Origin of the sequence: Neorhizobium sp. BT27B (genome assembly GCF_050455485.1) — a bacterium.
Classification (GTDB): Bacteria; Pseudomonadota; Alphaproteobacteria; order Rhizobiales; family Rhizobiaceae; genus Neorhizobium.
Map to the genome: position 1 here is coordinate 390,159 of NZ_JBCIYT010000005.1, position 18,218 is coordinate 408,376.

At 58.8% G+C, this 18,218-nt stretch carries 16 protein-coding genes; 9 read left to right on the plus strand and 7 right to left on the minus strand.

The features are described 5' to 3' along the window. Nucleotides 1–35 precede the first annotated feature (35 nt). Genes AAIH70_RS15900 through AAIH70_RS15910 form a run of 3 tightly spaced genes read right to left on the minus strand, consistent with a single transcriptional unit; the run spans nt 36 to nt 2,615 of the window. Complete coding sequence (locus AAIH70_RS15900; RefSeq protein ID WP_430034634.1) at nt 36–176, minus strand: DUF2474 family protein; 141 nt, start codon at nt 174–176, stop codon at nt 36–38. Continuing rightward, nucleotides 176–1,183 carry a cytochrome d ubiquinol oxidase subunit II gene (gene cydB / locus AAIH70_RS15905; protein WP_430034636.1) on the minus strand — a complete coding sequence of 336 codons (1,008 nt, stop codon included), beginning with the start codon at nt 1,181–1,183 and terminating at the stop codon, nt 176–178. Before cydB ends, AAIH70_RS15900 begins: the two co-directional genes overlap by 1 nt. A 13-nt stretch (nt 1,184–1,196) precedes the next feature. After that, a complete protein-coding gene (locus tag AAIH70_RS15910; RefSeq protein WP_430034922.1) occupies nt 1,197–2,615 on the minus strand; it encodes a cytochrome ubiquinol oxidase subunit I in 1,419 nt (472 codons plus the stop codon). 296 nt (nt 2,616–2,911) lie between these two features. On the opposite strand from AAIH70_RS15910, the gene AAIH70_RS15915 reads away from it, so the two are divergent. Next, complete coding sequence (locus AAIH70_RS15915; RefSeq protein ID WP_430034638.1) at nt 2,912–3,877, plus strand: magnesium and cobalt transport protein CorA; 966 nt, start codon at nt 2,912–2,914, stop codon at nt 3,875–3,877. Between the two features lie 411 nt (nt 3,878–4,288). Here AAIH70_RS15915 and AAIH70_RS15920 read toward each other — a convergent pair whose 3' ends face one another. Further along, nucleotides 4,289–5,260 (minus strand): MBL fold metallo-hydrolase, encoded by a 972-nt coding sequence (locus AAIH70_RS15920; RefSeq protein WP_430034640.1) that lies wholly within the window; start codon nt 5,258–5,260, stop codon nt 4,289–4,291. Nucleotides 5,261–5,578: 318 nt separating this feature from the next. Here AAIH70_RS15920 and AAIH70_RS15925 point away from each other — a divergent pair, with 318 nt between their 5' ends. Further along, a complete protein-coding gene (locus AAIH70_RS15925) occupies nt 5,579–6,439 on the plus strand; it encodes an SDR family NAD(P)-dependent oxidoreductase (RefSeq protein WP_430034642.1) in 861 nt (286 codons plus the stop codon). Nucleotides 6,440–6,588: 149 nt separating this feature from the next. Next, on the plus strand, nt 6,589–7,164 hold the full coding sequence (locus tag AAIH70_RS15930; protein ID WP_430034644.1) for an NADPH-dependent FMN reductase: 576 nt from the start codon (nt 6,589–6,591) through the stop codon (nt 7,162–7,164). Nucleotides 7,165–7,470: 306 nt separating this feature from the next. On the opposite strand, the gene AAIH70_RS15935 is transcribed toward AAIH70_RS15930, so the two are convergent. Together AAIH70_RS15935 and AAIH70_RS15940 are read right to left on the minus strand one after the other, a co-directional pair. After that, entirely contained in the window at nt 7,471–10,416 is a 2,946-nt protein-coding gene (locus AAIH70_RS15935; RefSeq protein ID WP_430034646.1) for a hypothetical protein, read from the minus strand. Between the two features lie 283 nt (nt 10,417–10,699). Then, complete coding sequence (locus tag AAIH70_RS15940) at nt 10,700–11,065, minus strand: response regulator transcription factor (protein ID WP_430034648.1); 366 nt, start codon at nt 11,063–11,065, stop codon at nt 10,700–10,702. Between the two features lie 319 nt (nt 11,066–11,384). On the opposite strand from AAIH70_RS15940, the gene AAIH70_RS15945 reads away from it, so the two are divergent. The 6 genes from AAIH70_RS15945 (at nt 11,385) to AAIH70_RS15970 (ending at nt 17,334) form a co-directional block, all read left to right on the plus strand. Beyond that, nucleotides 11,385–12,248 carry an aldo/keto reductase gene (locus tag AAIH70_RS15945; RefSeq protein WP_430034650.1) on the plus strand — a complete coding sequence of 288 codons (864 nt, stop codon included), beginning with the start codon at nt 11,385–11,387 and terminating at the stop codon, nt 12,246–12,248. A gap of 68 nt (nt 12,249–12,316) precedes the next feature. Beyond that, nucleotides 12,317–13,333: a dicarboxylate transporter/tellurite-resistance protein TehA gene (gene tehA / locus AAIH70_RS15950; protein ID WP_430034652.1), complete on the plus strand. Its 1,017-nt coding sequence runs from the start codon at nt 12,317–12,319 to the stop codon at nt 13,331–13,333. 138 nt (nt 13,334–13,471) lie between these two features. Next, nucleotides 13,472–14,302: an alpha/beta fold hydrolase gene (locus tag AAIH70_RS15955; RefSeq protein ID WP_430034654.1), complete on the plus strand. Its 831-nt coding sequence runs from the start codon at nt 13,472–13,474 to the stop codon at nt 14,300–14,302. A gap of 25 nt (nt 14,303–14,327) precedes the next feature. Beyond that, complete coding sequence (locus AAIH70_RS15960; RefSeq protein WP_430034656.1) at nt 14,328–15,047, plus strand: hypothetical protein; 720 nt, start codon at nt 14,328–14,330, stop codon at nt 15,045–15,047. Between the two features lie 260 nt (nt 15,048–15,307). After that, nucleotides 15,308–15,589, plus strand: coding sequence for a hypothetical protein (locus AAIH70_RS15965; RefSeq protein ID WP_430034658.1), 282 nt, complete (start codon nt 15,308–15,310; stop codon nt 15,587–15,589). 266 nt (nt 15,590–15,855) lie between these two features. Next, entirely contained in the window at nt 15,856–17,334 is a 1,479-nt protein-coding gene (locus AAIH70_RS15970; protein ID WP_430034660.1) for a winged helix-turn-helix domain-containing protein, read from the plus strand. Here the strand turns inward: AAIH70_RS15970 and AAIH70_RS15975 are convergent. Then, nucleotides 17,331–17,978 (minus strand): response regulator transcription factor, encoded by a 648-nt coding sequence (locus AAIH70_RS15975; RefSeq protein WP_430034662.1) that lies wholly within the window; start codon nt 17,976–17,978, stop codon nt 17,331–17,333. The genes AAIH70_RS15970 and AAIH70_RS15975 overlap by 4 nt on opposite strands. Nucleotides 17,979–18,218 lie beyond the last annotated feature (240 nt).

Sequence of the window (18,218 nt, forward strand, 5' to 3'; positions counted from 1 at the left end):
CGTCGGGTCGGCGGGATCCGCCCCGAACCACGACCTCACACCGTCATTCCCGCCAACGACATGATCCATTTGACGCCCAGCGCGGCGACGGAGAGCCCTGTGACGCTCGCGGTCCAGATTGCGGCGAGCCAAAGGAGCCGAACCCGAAAGGAGGGAGACCCGGACACTTCCTTCATCAGTGGTATCCCTCCCCCGCCTTAACCTTTCCGCGAAACACGTAGTAGGACCATGTCGTGTAGGCCAGGATAAAGGGGATTATGAAAAGAGCGCCCACCAGTGCGAAACCCAGGCTCTGCGGAGGGGACGCTGCTTCCCAGATGGAAATGGCCGGGGGCACGATGTTCGGCCACATACTGATTGCCAGTCCCGAGTAGCCGAGGAATAGCAGAGCCAGCGTCAGCACGAAAGGCATCGCGTGACTACGCCCGGCGAGCGTTTTAGACAAAGCGATCGAGGCGAATACGACAAGGACCGGAACCGGGACGAAGAAGAAAAAGTTGGGCAAGGCGAGCCAACGGCTGGCGATCGTTTCGTGCGCGAGCGGTGTCCAGATGCTCACGACGGCGATCACGAGGAACAGGGCCGCGAGGATCGGTCTTCCTACCCGTCTCATGCTCTCCTGCAGCTTCCCCTCCGTCTTCATGACGAGCCATGTCGCGCCCAGAAGAGCATAGGCGACGAGGAGCCCGAGCCCTGTGAAAACACTGAACGGCGTGAGCCAATCCAGTGCCCCGCCCGCGTAAGCCCCGTCGACGACCTTAAAGCCGTCGATGAACGCGCCCAGAGCCATTCCCTGACAAATAGTCGCCGTGTAGGACCCGCAAGCGAAGGCCTTGTCCCAGAAGGGCCTGTGGCCTTCGTCGGCTTTGAACCTGAATTCAAAGGCCACGCCGCGCCATATCAGCCCCACCAGCATGAAGATAAGCGGAAGGTAGAGTGCGCTCAGAATAACGGAATAGGCCAGAGGGAAAGCCGCGAGCATCGCCGCACCTCCGAGGACGAGCCAGGTCTCGTTGCCGTCCCAGACCGGAGCCACGCTGTTGACCATGATGTCGCGTTCCACTCGATCACGAACAAAGGGAAACAATATACCGATGCCGAGATCGAACCCGTCCATCACGACATACATCATAAGGCCGAAGCCTATGATGATCACCCAGAGCAGTGGAAGGTCGATGCCCATGTTATCTGTCCTTTCAACCGGAGATGGGATCCACGTCGTCGGGGGCGGCCGATAGCGGCCTGGCGGGACGCATGGTTTTTCCGCTGCCCCCGCCATGCAATTCGAGGCTATTTGCCTCGAGAGGGCCTTTGCCGACCAGCCTCAGCATGTATCCGATGCCGAGACCGAACACGGTGAAATAGACGACCACGAAGACGACGAGCGTCGTGGAAAGCGCTAGCGCGGAGTGGTTCGAAACCGCATCCTCCGTTCGCATCACGCCGTAGACGACCCATGGCTGCCTACCGATTTCGGTCGTGTACCAGCCCGCAAGTAACGCGGTCAGTCCGGATGGCCCCATTAAAGCGGCAAAGCGAAGGAAGAGGCGATCGGAGAAAAGGCGCTGACGCCATCTGACGAAAAGACCGACTAGACCTAGCAGGAGCATCAGCAGGCCGAGGCCGACCATGATCCGGAACGACCAGAAGAGTATAAGCGAGTTGGGCCTGTCTCTGGGCTCGAATTCAAATAGTCCCTTGAATTGTCCGTCGAGGCTATGGGTAAGGACAAGACTTCCTAGACGGGGAATTTCGATCGCGTATTTTGTTTCCTCAGCCGCCATGTCGGGAATGCCGAAAAGGATGAGTGGCACTCCGGCTCCGGGCTCGTTCCGCCAATGGCCCTCCATCGCGGCGATCTTCGCGGGCTGGTGCGAGAGCGTGTTGAGGCCGTGGGCATCACCGACGACGATCTGGATAGGTGCGACGAACACCACCATCCACATCGCCATGGAGAACATTTTCCTGACCCGCGGGTTGTCGTTGCCCCGTAGCAGATGCCACGCGCCGGACGCTCCGACGAAAAGCGCCGTGCTGAGAAACGCCGCGAGGGTCATGTGCGCGAGGCGATAGGGAAAGGAGGGGTTGAAAATCACCTTGAGCCAATCGGTCGGGACCACCCGTCCGTCGATAATCTCGAAGCCCTGCGGAGTCTGCATCCAACTATTGGAAGCCAGAATCCAGGTCGCCGAGATAAGCGTACCTAGCGCCACCATAGCCGTCGCGAAGAAGTGGAGACCCGGCCCGATCTTGTTCCAGCCGAAGAGTGCGACACCCAGGAAGCCCGCTTCGAGGAAAAAAGCCGTCAGCACTTCATAGGCGAGTAGTGGACCCGTGACAGGCCCGGCGAACGCTGAAAAGAAGCTCCAGTTCGTGCCGAACTCGTATGCCATTACCAGACCGGAGACGACACCCATTGCGAAGTTGACCGCGAAAATAGCCGACCAGTGTCGGTAGAGGTCACGGTACACCGCGTCCTTCCTAAGCAGCCACAAGCCCTCCAAAACGACCAGGTAGCTCGCGAGGCCGATGGTGATTGCCGGGAAGACGATGTGGAAGGACACCGTGAAGCCGAACTGGATCCGGGCCAGTTCGAGTGCCGTCAAACCGAACATGTGTGCTTCTCCGATGCGCGCGACGGGGCGGTCTTCGACAACGGGCCGGATACTCTTCACGGCCCCTGCGTCGTTGTCGGTCAACGGAAAAGCGAGGTCTTGTATGAATCGGCCCCGCGCACGTGAGTGCTGAACCGGATCTGCCGCGCGCACGAAGCTATGATCGTAAAAGACCACGTCGACGCCACTCCCGTACCATCCGGCATCTTTCCATCGGGGAAATCCCGCCTGCAAGTCCGTCCCGGGATCGCCGTACTTCCAAGCGGCGGGCGGAAATCCGGACCTAGAGGAACGCCATGACCGTCCTGGCCTCGTATCTTTACCGCGACGGCGTTCGCGAACGCGAAATCGAGCTGGAGCTTCACCCGGTAGGCACCGCCGATGGCGAGTTCATATGGATCGGCCTGTCATCACCTTCTGAAGAAGAGCTGGATGCGCTTAAGTTAATGTTCGGCCTCCACCCTCTGGCCGTAGAAGACGCTCTTATCGGGAGGCAGGTACCGAAGATCGACGTCTACGGCGAGCAATTGTTCGTCGTGGTCAAGACGGCCCACCTGGAAGGTGACAGGATTGCCTATGGCGAGGTATGCGTTTTCGTCGGCAGAAATCATTTGATCTCCGTTCACCACGGATCGTCTCGCTTCGATCGCCAGTTCAGAGAACAACTCGAGCGCTCCCCTCAACTCCTCGCAAACGGGCCGGACTATGTACTGCACGGTATCGTCGACCTAGTCGTCGACGGTTACCTTCCGATGGTGGAGACGATGGAGGATCGTGTCCTCGAACTGGAGAAGCATATCCTCGCGTCGTTCCTCGACCCCGAGCAGATCAGACGGATTTTCCGAATGAGACGGCAAGTCATAAAATTCCAGCGGGTACTCGGGCCGATGGGAGAAGTCGTCGGCAAGTTGACGCACCTCGACCTTCCGTGCGTAGACGTGAAAATGCGTCCTTTCTTCGGTGACGTCCACGACCACGTGCGGCGGGTGGAAAGCGTGGTCGGCGGCTTGCGCGAGATAATGATCTCGGTAATCGAGGCGTCTAGCTTGCTTGAGCAGCAACGTCAGGGCGCCATCGCCCGACAGCTCGCTTCCTGGGCCGCGATACTCGCGGTTCCTACCGCTGTCGCCGGAATCTACGGCATGAACTTCAGCAACATGCCGGAGCTGAAAGCCGAGTACGGCTATCAGGTTGTCCTAGCGGTGATCGCAGCAATGTGTGCAGTACTCTACTGGCGCTTCAGGAAGAGCGGCTGGCTGTAGCGATGGCTGGCCACCCGTGTGCTTACCCGCCCTTTCACCGCGACTTTTTCGAATGCGGACCTCTACGGATTTACCGGGGGGAGCAGCCGATAGCCCGGTCTGTGGAGCCCCTGCCCGCCGACCGGACCGATGCCGCTTCGAGAGAACCTCGAGACCGTCGTCTCCGCCCGAACGGCGGTTGTCGAAGAGGTCGCAAATCCCATTGGCAAAACGTGTCCAGGACGAACCGCTGGGAAAAGACGGTTGCAAGCCCGCTTTTCCCGCGTGGAAAGTTGCTCCTTCGCGCGCCCGGTCCGGGCTGGATCCGGGTCCCGATCGGCGACTTGGTTTTGGAGGTGTGCGTACTCTCGTTGATCGTCATTCGACAAAACCACCGGAGAGCGTGCTCGACGGCACGCCCTCCGGTGTCGGTCAGACACCCTCGTATACGAGTTCGGTGAAGAGCCCCGGAGTGATGACGAACTGACCCCACTTGGCATCGAATTTCTTGGTGGGCTTAGCCGCGACGACCTCCCCGACGGACATCCCCTTCTTCTTCAAGGTGCTGACGTTGTCGCGCACGGCGACCAGCATGTCGTGGAAAGCTTTGAGTTCGGCTTTGTTACTGACCGGATTGCCGTGGCCCGGAATGACGATCGTCTTGTCGTCGGCCATCTTCAGGCTCTTTTCGCAAGCCGCGATTTTGCCGTCGATGCTTCCACCCGTGGAATAGTCAATAAAGGGGTAGATCCCGTTCCAGTATGTATCCCCCGTGTGGAGAATATTCTGGTCGACGAAGCGCACGCCGATATCGCTGTCGGTGTGAGCGGCTTCGTAGCAGACGAGGTCAAGCTTGCAGCCCTCGAGTACCACCTGCTTATCGGAGGAAAAAGTCTCCGTCGGGATCGCGCCGGGCGCGGACGGGGGGAAGGTATAGTCCCAGTCTTCGACTCTCTGCGTCTCTAGCAGGCGCGATTTGGTATTGGCGTGCGCCATGATCGTCGCACCTTCGTCATGTACCCATTCGTTGCCGTCCGCATGGTCGAAATGCCAATGGGTGTTGATGAGCGTGGTCACGGGTTGCGCCCCGAGCGCTCCCAGTGCTTTCGCGATTTTCGGGCGGGTCGCGGTGATGCCCGCATCGATCATCACTTTTCCGCTCGCGCCGACGAACACCGCGATGTTCCCGCCCGATCCCTCCAGGGCGTATACTCCGCCTCGAAGCTTGTGGGTCGTGATGTCTGCCTTCGCCGCTGAATCGCGGATCATGTGCACGAGCTGATGTGCTTCGGCGTAAGCCTCGCGCGGAGAGAGCCAGCCCCCGGCGACGCCGATAGACGCGACACCGACACAGCACAGGCAAAAGCCCCGCCGGGAGAGCTTGGGTACTAGATTGTTAGACATGGCGTTGTCCTCTTTGAGCCGATGTTTGACTTTCCCTGCGTAACCACCTCTCGCCGGAAGCTATTGTAAATCTGAGCAGTCATCAGCGCCCCGGAAGCGCGACACGAATAAGGGCCGTCAGTTCGAACCAAGTGCGAAATCTTACAAGAAGCTATCGTCGCTCAGCGGTATTCCGACACAGGAAAAGCAAATGCGGGCTTGCAGCTGAAACTGACGTTGCTCGCCAGCGAGACAACGCGGCTACTTCTCCGCCAGTACCGCTAAGCGAGCCGCAACGAAGATCCCAACGGCTGCACCGTAACCCGGAGATGTATTCGCATGTCGAAAGTATGGCTGATAACAGGGAGCGCGCGCGGCCTCGGACGCTCGATTCTCGAGGCTGCGCTTGCGGAGGGCGACAGCATAGTCGCAACTGCCCGCAATCCAGAAAGGTTGTCGGACCTAGAGGCGAAATTTCCGAACCGACTAAAATCCTTTGCGCTCGATGTCACCGACGGCAATGCTGCCAATGCGGCCGTCGATTTCGCTATCGACACTTTCGGTCGGCTGGATGTCCTGGTCAACAATGCAGGCTACGGCCACATCCTTCCTTTCGAACAAACGGGCGAGGCAGAGTTCCGCGATCAGTTGGAAACCAATTTTTTCGGCGTCGTCAATCTGATCCGGGCTGCGTTGCCGCATATGCGTCAGAGGCGGACCGGGCACATCATCAACATTTCGTCCGTCGGAGGCCGCACGAGCGCTCCCGGCCTGAGCGCCTATCAGTCGGCGAAATGGGCCGTAGGCGGCCTCACCGAAGTGCTTGCCAAGGAGACCGCGGGGTTCGGCATCGAGATAGTCGCCGTCGAGCCCGGCGGCATGCGCACTGACTGGAGCGCTATAGCAAGCGAGCAGCGGACAGATTTACTCGAGGAATACCGGGCATCGGTAGGCGCGATGCTCACCCACCTACAGGAGTATTTCGGGAACGAAATCGGCGATCCGGGCAAAGTCGCGGAAGTCGTCGTCGGACTGTCGAAGCGTCGAAATCTCCCGGCTCATCTTTTGCTGGGGAGTGACGCTCTCGCTGTGTATGCGAAAGCCGAAGGCGAGCGGCAACGCTCCCTCGATGAGTGGACCGCCGTAAGCAAATCCGTCGATATCGAGAACGTCGACATCGGATTTCTCGATCATCTGTAGCGTGGAATCCGAACTCCGGCATCGCCGTTTTACAAACGTGGACGAAAGCCCGTTCGAACTGCTCGGGCAGTCCCCGACGAAAGAAGACTCGCAACAGTCGCAACCAACCCGAGCTGCCTGCAGCTCGTCGAACGAGGAATACGAACACCATGAAACTCAAGTTGAATATCATAATCGCTACCACCCGACCTGGACGTAGCGGCCCGGCTGTCGCCGACTGGGTCTACGACGCCGCCGTTGCGGACAGCAGGTTCGACGTCGAGCTAGTTGATCTCGCGGACTTCGCCCTCCCGCTGTTGGATGAACCAGCGCACCCGGCAATGCGAAAGTACGAAAACGAACCCACGAAGCGTTGGAGCAGCAGCGTTGACGCGGCGGACGCGTTTCTCTTCGTATCGCCGGAATACGACTACTTCGTCCCCGGATCGCTCGTGAACGCCATCCAATGCCTGTTCCACGAATGGACGTACAAACCCGCGGCCATCGTTTGCTACGGCGGTGTCTCGGGCGGGCTTCGCGGCGCTCAGGAACTCAGGCAACTGCTGGGCAACCTCAATGTGATGGCGATCAATCAGCCGGTGCCCGTTCCTTTTTACAGCCAATACCAGGGCGACGACGGCGTCTTCAGTCCGAGCGAGCAAATTGCTTCCGGACTCGGTACGCTCATGACTGAGTTGCACAAATGGTCCGTCGCTCTGAAGCCGATGCGTCAACCCGCCGGTTAAAGCTGCTCCCGAATAGGCCGTCGCGTGAACGCTAATTCGCGCGCGGTGTTCTCCTAGTACATTGACCTCAGCTCGGTCGGCCGGATCGAAGTCTGCCGCTTTCGAATTCACCGCCACAATGCATCAAAAGAAGGCACTAACTGCCCCGAAGTTGAGGGCTGCAGTTGGGCCGCAACCCGTCCGCCCACTTTTAGTGCCACCTGGTAGACAGCAGACACTTTCGACGTGCGCCACCCAACGAAAGTCGATTATCCTCAGCAGTTCTTGGAGCGGCAAACACAATGGTCGACTGTAGCCAAGCGACCTTCATCCCTGAATGTCGTTCCATCCAAACCAGTCGTAATGCGCCACGTCGTCTTCGCGGTGGCGGAAACGATCGACGAGCAATTTCTTTAGGGCATCGAAGTCCGGCGTCTGCCGCAGGACGCTCAGACCCCAGCTTTGGGCGACGGGTCCGAGCGTGGCCTGCATTTGCATTGGAAGCTCGCCAGCGTTGAGCCATTCGTTTTCAAAAGGTACTACACCCGTTCCGGCGAGGAGCTTTTCGGGTATCGTCGCCAGCCGCTTCTTATAATCTGCGTATGCAGCGGCCGACATCCCACGTGGATCCACCCGAACAGAGCGATTGAGAGCGATGTTGAACAATACAAGGACAAGCTCCCAGTCCTTGACCCCCAGATCGTGCTGCTCCTTAAGAATTTTCCTCGTTCTGGTGTCGGACATGAGACCGGGGATGACCCGCGCAGCGAAGGCACCCATTTTCCCATAGCGGTTGGAAATCAACTCGGTCGCCTTCTCGGCCGAGTACGTAATTGCATTGCCCGTTGGACCGCCAAGCTCGGACGAGGCCAAAGGAGCGTAGTTTGGTCTGCTGCCTTGGATGGCGAGGGGGCCACCCTCGCGCTCGAAATCTGCCATCGAACGCGCTTCCTCCATCAGCTGCTCGGGCGGACGGACGAAGAAAATCTTTTTCCATAACCCCCTCTCCATTCGTGCTTCGAACAACTTCAGGAGGTCGTCGTGAGGTAGGGCCGAAACCTGTCTGAGCGCCTGCATGATGAAGGCGAGCCCGAATTGGGCCTCGTCCTCCACGCGCGTATCGTCCGTCAGTCGACCGTCGTGTTCGGGCAAGAAGAGCGTCCAAAGGAGCTTTCCATTGTCCGGCTCCTGGCGGCTGTCCCACCTGCTCCCCCCTTTTTCCAGTCGGACTTCAACCGCGGAAGGAATGACGACCAGGTCGAGACCGCCAAGATCGGCTTGGGCGATCTGCAGCATCGCCGCCAGCGCATCGGCACGATTTCTCAGTCGCTTCGGCCCCACGATTGTCCACTGGATACCCAAGGCCGACCACGTGATCCTGACCGGATCCCTGACGTCGTTCACGATATCCTGTCCCAATTCGCTGCGGAGCTTCGCGACGAAGTCCTGCTGCGACATTTGAGACCAGGGTGGCGATAAGGCACCATTTCGCATGGCGGCGAGATAGGCGTCGTCGATCCCCCATCGATCGACAATGCGATTGGCGCGCGCAGCGATCTCCGGCGCAACTACGGGTGCCGTGGCCAAGACGACGGCGCCATGCGCGATCGCTCTCGTAAAGTCGTCGTGCCGCTCAGTGTCTTCCGGATTTGTGCGATAACTTGCGTGGGCCGGGATGACGTTCTCAATGCAAGTGAGATAGCTCATGAACTCGCCGGCTTGATAAAAGGTGTCAGCAAGCGCAAACCCGCTCCTCACAGATAGCTCACCCATGGTCTCGTCATTCGTACGCACCAAAGTGTAAAGCGCCATCGACGCGTGATACCTGGCTGCGTGCGGAAGGTTCAGGTGTCCGTACCAATTGGAAAGCAAGAGCATTGCGAGGACAGACCCTTTCAACGTCTGTGCGTTGAACCAATTCTCCTTGGCGCGCTGAAGCTGGTCGATAGCGAGCAGCACATGCCCTGCATCAGCGAAGGCAATCGCGCGATCGCGGGCGAGGTCCCCCGCAGCCGCCGAGCCCTCTCGCTTCGAGACCAGGGCGTCGACCTTGTCCGTGAGGGCTTGGTATTCGGGCCACCCGCCCACGACGGGTGCGAGGAGGAGCAACAGATCTGCCAGCGCGGTCGGGTCACTCATTGGATCGTGCTCGGCGATGTCGGCGGCCTCCGACCACACTGCCAGCCCTCTAAGCCCAGCATCCTTCGAACCTCGCTGCCAGAATTCAAGGAAGGTATTCTGGCCCTGGGCGCGCAGCAGGCGAAAGCGACGTGACTGGGAACCCGGTCGAAGGAGTGCGTCCGTTATAGCCTTGTCAGCAGATTGAACCCACTTGTCGACATTGTCGCCGGCGTTCTGTAAGTGGCCGTACACCGATGCGCTCGACACGTAGGAGGCGAGACAGGCAAGGTCTTCGACGTCTTCGAGTTCGGGCTCGATCGGAAGGGAATCGAAATACGCGGGCAGCGAACCACTCTCGGCATCCAGCACGCCCCGGCCGCGGAGCGAAGCCACGGCGAGTTCGTAAGTAGCCTTCCGCTCAAGTTCCGGGATCTGCTTGACGAGCGCCATCAGGCGCATCCAGCCCGCGAGGTCGGGCTTAGCTGCTTCTTCGAACGTGGCGCGCCGAAGTCCGCGCTTGATCTCGAGAAATTCGGCAAGATTGCTGGGACCACGTTCTTCGCCTGTGAACCAACGCTCCTTCAGATCCTGGTACTCGTCGTCGACCGTGACCGGGGGAAACATCTCGGACGGGACAGAGAGATAGTGCTCAGCGATCCAGAACGTATCACCATCGCTGAGCATGTCAGAGATCTGCTGACCGTCGAATAGCTCTAGATTGGCCTCGTACGCGTCTCGACAATGGGCCTGGAGCTTGTGCCGCAGGGCAACCGGCACGTCGGGGACGCAGAAGTAAGAGACGCTATGGGGGCGCGTGCCGCTGCCGAAGATGGTGCTTAGGTCTGAGCGGATCTTAGCATCTATGCGTTTATTGAGGGTGCAGGCGAACGCGATGGTGCTGCCCGAGGCATTGGCGACGAATGCACTGCCCGCTATCGCCGACCTGCCGAGATAGGATTGGAATGTCTCAAAATCGCGGCCCTGGTCGCCACCCGATTGCACTGGACCGGTTGCCCTTACGACGTTGGCGGCGACCCTTGCGCGCGCGAGCTCGAAGGCGAGCTCTTCGAAGCGATGAGCCTCGTTTCCCGCCCCCATTTGTTCGAGTTGGAAACGGATGAACTTGCGCAGAGAGATTCGATTTGGTGCCATGCTTAACGGTAGCCGCATTCGAAAGTTAAGAGAAGTGGTGCTCGTGGCGCCGACCGCGATCGAAGTATGACCGGGCGTTCCTATTCACGAATGCTACCCAACGGGTGCATATCGTCGGCTTAGTCACCCGCTTCCTGCATGCGCGCCGCAACAATCGCGTCAAAGCTATTGCGAGGTCGCAGAAGTAATGATGGAAGAGTGCCGAAAAGCTGTCATCCATTCTTCGCGCGCCTCCATGGCGCTTCTAGCCAGCTCAAAAAAGCTGTTCAATCCCCGGTAGGTTTCAGCGCCCTCTGCGAAGGACGTCGGCCACACAACGTACGAGCTCATCGGCGTCGATCGGTTTGTTCAGGAAATGCACCGCTCCGTTTTCAAATGCCTTGGCCCGGGTGACGGGGTCATCGTGGGAGGTCACGAATATAATAGGCAGGGTACACTGAATTCGCTTCAGCCGTGCCTGCAGCTCGAGGCCGCTTAACCCCGGTAGCTGCTGGTCGAGAACAAGGCATTCGACGAGGTCCTGGCAGGCCGAAGCGATGAAATCTTCGGCAGAGCCGAAAGTCCTCACCTCGTAGCCGTAGGACGACATGAGATCCGAATAGGCAAGCCTGATCCCGTCGTCGTCTTCAACTATTGCAATGGTCAGCAATTCATATGGCTCCAAGGGCCTTTATTATGAAAGCCCCGAGGGCCTTCGGAATGTGATGCGGCACGCATTGTTTCACCAGCCTGAATTGCGGCCTATCAGGTTGTTACCGGAAGACCATGGTCGCTATCCTAACGAACAGAAACGACAGGTCCACCTAGCTCTAGGTATAGAGGTGCCCAAAAAAACAGCCTTGTGCACGATGTTACAATAACGTCCGCGCGGTCGACCGTAGTCTCCCTACACACTGGAATTCGTGGCGGCCCTAAGTCGTCGAAAAAACAGGCGTGCACGAAGTGAACGCTGAACCTGGGATATCTAGATGGACGACAACACAGCAGTAGCAAGCTTCTCCGGGACGTTTAAAATCGGCAATTTCGTTGTGAACAGGCTGGGTTTTGGCTCGATGCGTCTTACCGGTCGTGGGATCTGGGGTCCCCCGACGGACAGGAACGAGGCACTTGCGACTGTTCGAAGAGCGACGGAGCTGGGAGTAAACTTTATCGACACCGCGGACTCTTACGGCCCAGATGTCGCCGAAGAGCTCATCGGCGAGGCTTTGGCGGGTCGTAGCGATATCCTCGTCGCCACCAAGGCTGGACTGCGCCGCCCCGGTCCAGACCAATGGATGCCGCACGGTCGCCCCGAGTACCTTATCGAGCGCGCGAAGGGCAGCCTTAAAAGGCTCGGCGTGGATCAGATAGGCCTTTGGCAGCTACACAGGATCGATCCGCGCGTCCCCATGCAAGACCAGTTCGCGGCGATCCGTCAGCTCCTCGATGAAGGCGTGATCGCAAATGCGGGTCTCAGTGAGGTCTCCATCGAGGAGATCGAGGCCGCATCCCGGCACTTCAAGCTCGCCACCGTTCAGAACCGCTACAACCTCGTGGACCGAGGAAGCGAGGACGTGCTCGATTATTGCGAACGCAACGGTATCGGGTTCATTCCTTGGTTCCCGCTGGCTGCGGGCGACCTCGCGCGTCCGGGTGGAGTACTGGATTCGCTCGCAAAACGCCACGCCGCCACACCAGGTCAGATCGCCCTGGCATGGATGCTCACGCGGAGCCCGGTCATGCTGCCGATCCCCGGCACGTCAAAAGTCAGCCATCTGGAGCAAAACGTGGCGGCTGCGCGCATCCGGCTTTCCGACGATGAATTCCAAGAACTCGAAAGCAGCGTTCGCTGATCATGTGGCATCCGGCTGGCAGTTGCGACAGCGAGCCGAAAGCTACCTAAAAAGTTCATAGGTGTGAAATGGCAATCGACACGACCGGGTTCGGCCCCGCCAATCAACAGCTTCGCATCGGGCGGATCTCGCATTTGGCCTCCAAAACCCCGGCCGCGTATTTCGGCATGGTGTTAGGTCTCGGCGGACTTGGTAACGCCTGGAGAGCCGCCGAGCAGACCTGGGGTATCGGCAATGGGTTTTCGGAGTGGATTCTGTCATTGGCTGCCCTTGTTTGGGCCGTCTTGGTCCTCCTGTTCGCAGCCAAGGCGTTGCTCGCGCCGGACAGGCTGGTGGCGGAGATCAATCATCCGGTTCAATGCTGCTTCGTCGGCCTGATCGGGGTTGCGACAATGCTGATCGCGAGCGCGGCGGAGCCGTATTCCTACGCCGCCGCTTTCACACTTTTCGGCATCGGCTTTACCTTCACCGCCTGCTTTGCCGTGTGGCGCACGGGCGGCCTTTGGCGCGGCGAGCGCGACCATGCGACCACGACGGCCGTTCTTTACCTACCGACCGTAGCGGGCAGTTTCGTTACCGCGATGGTTGCCGCGTCCCTCGGATATCGAGACTGGGGACAACTGGCATTCGGAGCGGGGATTTTCTCCTGGCTTGCGATCGAGTCAATTCTTCTCCATCGCCTGCTTATAGGCCCCATGACGCCGCCAGCGCTCCGTCCGACGCTTGGCGTGCAACTGGCGCCGGCTCCGGTAGGAGCCGTTGCCTACATCTCCGTGAGCGGTGGCACGCCCGACGTATTCGTGCATGCATTGATCGGCTACGGGATATTACAGCTAGTCGTGCTCTTGCGTCTTTCTCAGTGGCTGCGCGAAGCCGGGGCAGTAATGGGGTTCTGGGCATTCAGCTTCGGCGCGACATCTATCGCTACAGCTCCTTTACGTCTTCTCGGTCATGGGGACAACGCAGCCATTTCCGTGGTCGCTCCCGTCACGTTCATTCTTGCGAACGTGCTCGTTCTCGGACTGGCGGTCATGACGGTCTGGCTTCTGCTCTCCGGCAGGATGTACGGCAAGTCCGCCCCATAATTCAGCTTTAGCCTCATCAGCGCGATCAGAGTTGCGCAGTAGCGCCGGATCGCAAGCCCCTGTCATTAGACGTTCGTCACCCGACCGGACCCGACTACCTGTCCGGCCGCAGACTTCGAAAACCACCGAGGATTTGTCATGACCGCCACGCTCGAAACAGCAGTTACCGAATATGTCGAAGTGCGCGGCGTGCAGCTCGCCTATCGCCGGATCGGACATCGGTTCGCACGGAAGCTCGTACTTTTGCAGCATTTCACGGGGACGATGGACACCTGGGATCCAGCCGTCGTGAACGCTCTTGCCGAGGTCAGCGAGGTCTTCGTTTTCGACAACGCCGGCGTCGGTTCGTCCGGCGGAGCGACGCCGGACAGCGTAGAGGAAATGGCGGGTTACGCGGAAGGTTTCATATCGGCCCTGGACCTCGGGGAGGTGGATCTCCTCGCCTTCTCACTCGGAGGTTTCCTCGCCCAGGTAATGGCGGCGCGCAGGCGGGTTGCTATCGGACGGATGGTCGTCGCCGGGAGCGCACCGAACGGAGGCGAGGAGCATCTCCTCAAAGTCGTCGAGGAAGCATTTGCGCAAAAGTCTGCCGACGTACGCCTTCCGCTGTTCTTCACACCGTCCGCAATGAGCCAGGCAGCAGGCAGGGCTTTCATCGAAAGGACGCTCGTCCGCTCACGCGATCGGGCTCCGGAGAGAGGCGAATCCGTGAGCGGCCCACAGGCAATGGCGATCATCGACTGGTGTGCCCGCCCGGACCCCGATCATTTATCGCTGAAGTCTATACCAACCGCCACCCTCATCGTGCATGGCAGCGACGACACCATGTTCCCCTCCGACAACGCTTACACGATGTTCAAGCACATGCCGAATGCAACGCTCATCCTCTATCCGGACTCTGGCCACGGCGCGCTTTTCCAGCAGCCGGAAACTTTCGTCACGCACGTGAAAACTTTTCTCGAACTCTAAACCCCGCAACTCGAAGGATCACAAAATGAACGCGCTCGTAAGCAAGATCATCGACGCCCACGGCGGCCTTCAACAATGGAGGAAATTTTCTTCTCTCAGAGCTCGCCTCAACCAAGGAGGAGCTTTGTGGACACTAAAAGGACACCCCACGACGCTGTCAGTGACAACCGTGACCGTCGACCTTAGGAGAGAGTGGGCGTCGCACTCGCCGTTCGGCCCGGAGGCTATGCTCTCGAGTTTCGAACCGGGCAGGGTCGCGCTGAGTAACGCCGACGGCGAAGTCCTCGAAGAGCTGCTGGACCCACGCTCGACGTTTGCCGGGCATACTCTGGAGACGCCGTGGAACGAGCTTCAGCTTGCGTACTTCGCCGGCTGCGCCATGTGGACTTACCTAAACATGCCGTTCTTGCTCGCCCATGAGGGCGTCGAAGCCGAGGAACTGCCGGATTGGTCGGAGAATGGTGAAACCTGGCATAGGCTAAAGATTACCTTCCCAGCGGACATCCTCAGCCATAGCGCGGTGCAGACGATTTATTTCGACGATGCCGGACTGCTCAAGCGCCACGACTACGACGTTGAAATAGCCGGCGGGACCCCCGGAGCACACTACATCAGCGGATACATAGATGTCCAAGGCATCAAAATCCCTACAAGCCGCCGCATTTACCCGAGACAGGCGGACGGACGGTCACTGCCGGAGCCTCTCGTCGTCTCGATCGAACTTTCGGATATCGTGCTGACATAAAAGAACTGAGTGCCTCAACTAGATTGAGGCAGGCGCAATTCGGTCATCGGTGATGTCGAATGCTTGTTCGTCGACGGCGAACGCAGCGTTCGCTTTGCCCTGACGTTAGTTTCAGCATGACGCAAAACGGGCCCACCCCCCATTCTGCCTGGGATGGGTGTTGACGGCCCTTCGATCCGAGATGTTTGGCATCGACAAGCGACGTACACACTGTGCTGCGGTCGCTGTCCACAGCGTCCGCAGAAAACCGGAGCAATATGATGTACAATGATCTGTCAATGCGCGAAGCCATCACGGACGAATTGATAGCGCGTGTCAACGCCGCGGACGGCACGGACGAACAGTCGTTCGCCCTTCTGTTGGAAAGCGTTGCTCTTAGGCTTGCGGCCGAGGAAGGGAAGGATAGTTCAGAAGATCTCGTCATATCGACTGCCGATCGCCACATAGCAAAGCCCACACTATCCAGGGCACCGCACGAGGCGTTTTGGTCATTTTCCAATCAACTCCTCCCGGACGATCTCTCCCCTTTCCCCAATGCCTGAGCTTCCATTAGGTGATGCGAAGGCTCACGGAGGATGCCGGACAATCGGCTCCTCGTAAGTACTTTACTCCTTCGCTATCCGGGTCTTTTGCGGACCAATACCTGTCTCTAGGGATAGGTAAGGCCAACCCACAGTACAATTGTTCCCAGCCACGGGTCGTATATCGATTGCGTGTGACAGGCTTCTTCGGCGCTGTCAGCGGCTTTTTACCTCGGATCGCTCCCGGTCTCTGACCCGATCGATCACAAAGTGGGCGCAGGTGGACGATGACGGTTCTTCGGTTCAACGATTTCGAAATGGACATTCCGGCCCGAAGCCTTAAACGGTCGGGTTGCGAGGTCCGCATCGGCTCACGCGCTTTCGATCTGTTGGCCGCTCTGGCGTTTCGGCATGGAGAAATCGTCTCCAAAGCGGAACTGATGGAGGTAGCCTGGCCCGACACTCACGTGGAAGAGAGTTCTCTTCGGGTGAATATCGTATCGCTTCGCAAGGCACTCGACGGCGGCAATCCCTATAGCTTTGTGGAGAACGTCGCCGGCCGGGGCTATACCTTCACCGCTATCGTCACCAAGCATGACGAGCACCGAACGACCGACGCGACACTACGGACGGACAGCCTCCCGAACAGCTGCGCGCGCCTCGTGGGTCGGGAGCAGCTGATTTCTAAATGGGCCGATATGATCGGCACAGGAATCACGACTATCGTTGGACAGGGAGGGATCGGAAAGACTGCGGTGGCGCTCCGGATAGCCAGCCTCCTCCGAGACGCGTACGACAGCGTTGTATTCTTGGACATCGCGGGAGAGACGGCAAGCACCCGGACGCCGATTTCCATGTCCCTAGCGGTAGAAAACCTGACATCGGACGTGCTGCGGCAAGCTGTAGAGAGTCTTGCGGGACAATCCGCGCTACTGGTTCTCGATGGATGCGACTGGTCGATTGATCGGGCGGCGCTGGTTGCCGAGTCTCTTGCAGACAGGCATCCGGGCCTCGCCATTCTGGCGACGAGTCGTGAACCACTCGGCATCATCGGTGAAAACGTTCTCCATCTCCCCGGACTAGAGGTCCCCGAAGCCGAGCAACAGATAGATGATCTCGTGAAATTCAGTGCCGTCGAGTTGTTTGCAGAACGGGTATCGATGGTAGCGGAGGAATACGCTATCGGCGGCGCGAGAGAGATCGAACTCGCCGCCGAGGTCGTCCGCAAAACGGACGGCAACCCCTTGGCGATCGAGCTAGCCGCGTCTCGCGTTGCCGACCTCGGCTTGGAGAACTTGGTGATCTCCCTCGATCGTCCTTTGAGGACGCTCCGCAGAGGAAATCGGACGGCCCATCCACGACAACAGACGCTTCGCGCAAATATCGACTGGAGCTACAACCTTCTAGACAGAAATATGCAGTCGCTACTCGGACTGCTTTCAATGTTCGACACGGAGTTCACGAAGGAGGCCGCGAATAGGCGCTATGGCCTGGAATTCGCACGCTACGACTTCGAGGAAGCTTTCGACGGTCTCGTTATGAAATCGCTCATAGCAGGTCGGCCTGGCGGCGGTACATACGCCCTGCCCGGGCTGATACGCCAGTACGCGCTGGAGAAACAGGCGGAGGCTACGACTGCTACTCATCTGCCGTCGATGAATACGGAGCTCGTCCCGAGCTACGGCGACCACCATCAGGGTTTCCCGGCACCTTTATCTTCGCGCACCAACTCGCGTACGGCCACAACGACCAGCAACGCCGCCTAGCTATCGATACTGGTCGATGATTGCTCTTGCGCTAGAAGTTCGGCCTTCTTGACGAGGTCAGCCACCGACCGGACACGCATTTTCTTCATCACGTTGGACCGATGAAGCTTGACGGTCACCATACTGATGCCGAGCTGGCCGGCAATTTGCTTGTTCATAAAACCGTTCACCACCGCATGCATGACCTCGACCTCCCGGGGGGTCAAAGTCTCGCGAAGTCTTGTGACTTCCGAAAGGGTCCGAGACTGTGACCTTATGACTTCGTCTCTCTTGATCGCGCCGGTTACGGCATCGATTAGGTCTTGCTCTCTAAATGGCTTGGTTAGAAAGTCTATGGCTCCCGCTTTCATCGCCCTCACGGTCATAGGAATATCCCCATGTCCTGTTACGACGATTATCGGCATCCGATTGCCTGCTTTCTGTAAATCCGACTGGAAATCCAGACCGCTCGTTCCTGAAAACCTCACATCGAGCACTATGCAGCCGGGCGTATCGAGATCGTCTGCTTCGAGCAATGCCCGAGGTGCGTCGTACGCTATCGCATCGAGATCCATCGACTTGAATAGGTCGAGAAGAGCCACTCGCACGGATTTGTCATCATCGACTATGCGAATTAGCGGCTGTGATGGAGATTTCTCTTGCACCGGGCGATCCTCGATCCTCGACGGCTCCAACCGGAAAAGATCTTACCGAAACCAGTGGCGTCTAGAGGGAAATCTAGCTCGGGAGAGCGCAGGTTGCAATTCTATCGACCACATAGAAGTGTGGGTAACGGAGGTGGCGAAAACGCCACGCGCCGGCCGCGGCCGATCTTCGCAGACAGGCCCCTCCCGCGCTGCGGCATCGAGGAGGCCGGAAAGACTTCCTGCGGACAGACGAACGCC

What these genes read in the sequence shown, in the direction of transcription:
- AAIH70_RS15900 (WP_430034634.1), bottom strand. Translation starts at nt 176, where the DNA reads ATGAAGGAAGTGTCCGGGTCTCCCTCCTTTCGGGTTCGGCTCCTTTGG.
- cydB (WP_430034636.1), bottom strand. Translation starts at nt 1,183, where the DNA reads ATGGGCATCGACCTTCCACTGCTCTGGGTGATCATCATAGGCTTCGGC.
- AAIH70_RS15910 (WP_430034922.1), bottom strand. Translation starts at nt 2,615, where the DNA reads ATGTTCGGTTTGACGGCACTCGAACTGGCCCGGATCCAGTTCGGCTTC.
- AAIH70_RS15915 (WP_430034638.1), top strand. Translation starts at nt 2,912, where the DNA reads ATGACCGTCCTGGCCTCGTATCTTTACCGCGACGGCGTTCGCGAACGC.
- AAIH70_RS15920 (WP_430034640.1), bottom strand. Translation starts at nt 5,260, where the DNA reads ATGTCTAACAATCTAGTACCCAAGCTCTCCCGGCGGGGCTTTTGCCTG.
- AAIH70_RS15925 (WP_430034642.1), top strand. Translation starts at nt 5,579, where the DNA reads ATGTCGAAAGTATGGCTGATAACAGGGAGCGCGCGCGGCCTCGGACGC.
- AAIH70_RS15930 (WP_430034644.1), top strand. Translation starts at nt 6,589, where the DNA reads ATGAAACTCAAGTTGAATATCATAATCGCTACCACCCGACCTGGACGT.
- AAIH70_RS15935 (WP_430034646.1), bottom strand. Translation starts at nt 10,416, where the DNA reads ATGGCACCAAATCGAATCTCTCTGCGCAAGTTCATCCGTTTCCAACTC.
- AAIH70_RS15945 (WP_430034650.1), top strand. Translation starts at nt 11,385, where the DNA reads ATGGACGACAACACAGCAGTAGCAAGCTTCTCCGGGACGTTTAAAATC.
- tehA (WP_430034652.1), top strand. Translation starts at nt 12,317, where the DNA reads ATGGCAATCGACACGACCGGGTTCGGCCCCGCCAATCAACAGCTTCGC.
- AAIH70_RS15955 (WP_430034654.1), top strand. Translation starts at nt 13,472, where the DNA reads ATGACCGCCACGCTCGAAACAGCAGTTACCGAATATGTCGAAGTGCGC.
- AAIH70_RS15960 (WP_430034656.1), top strand. Translation starts at nt 14,328, where the DNA reads ATGAACGCGCTCGTAAGCAAGATCATCGACGCCCACGGCGGCCTTCAA.
- AAIH70_RS15965 (WP_430034658.1), top strand. Translation starts at nt 15,308, where the DNA reads ATGTACAATGATCTGTCAATGCGCGAAGCCATCACGGACGAATTGATA.
- AAIH70_RS15970 (WP_430034660.1), top strand. Translation starts at nt 15,856, where the DNA reads ATGACGGTTCTTCGGTTCAACGATTTCGAAATGGACATTCCGGCCCGA.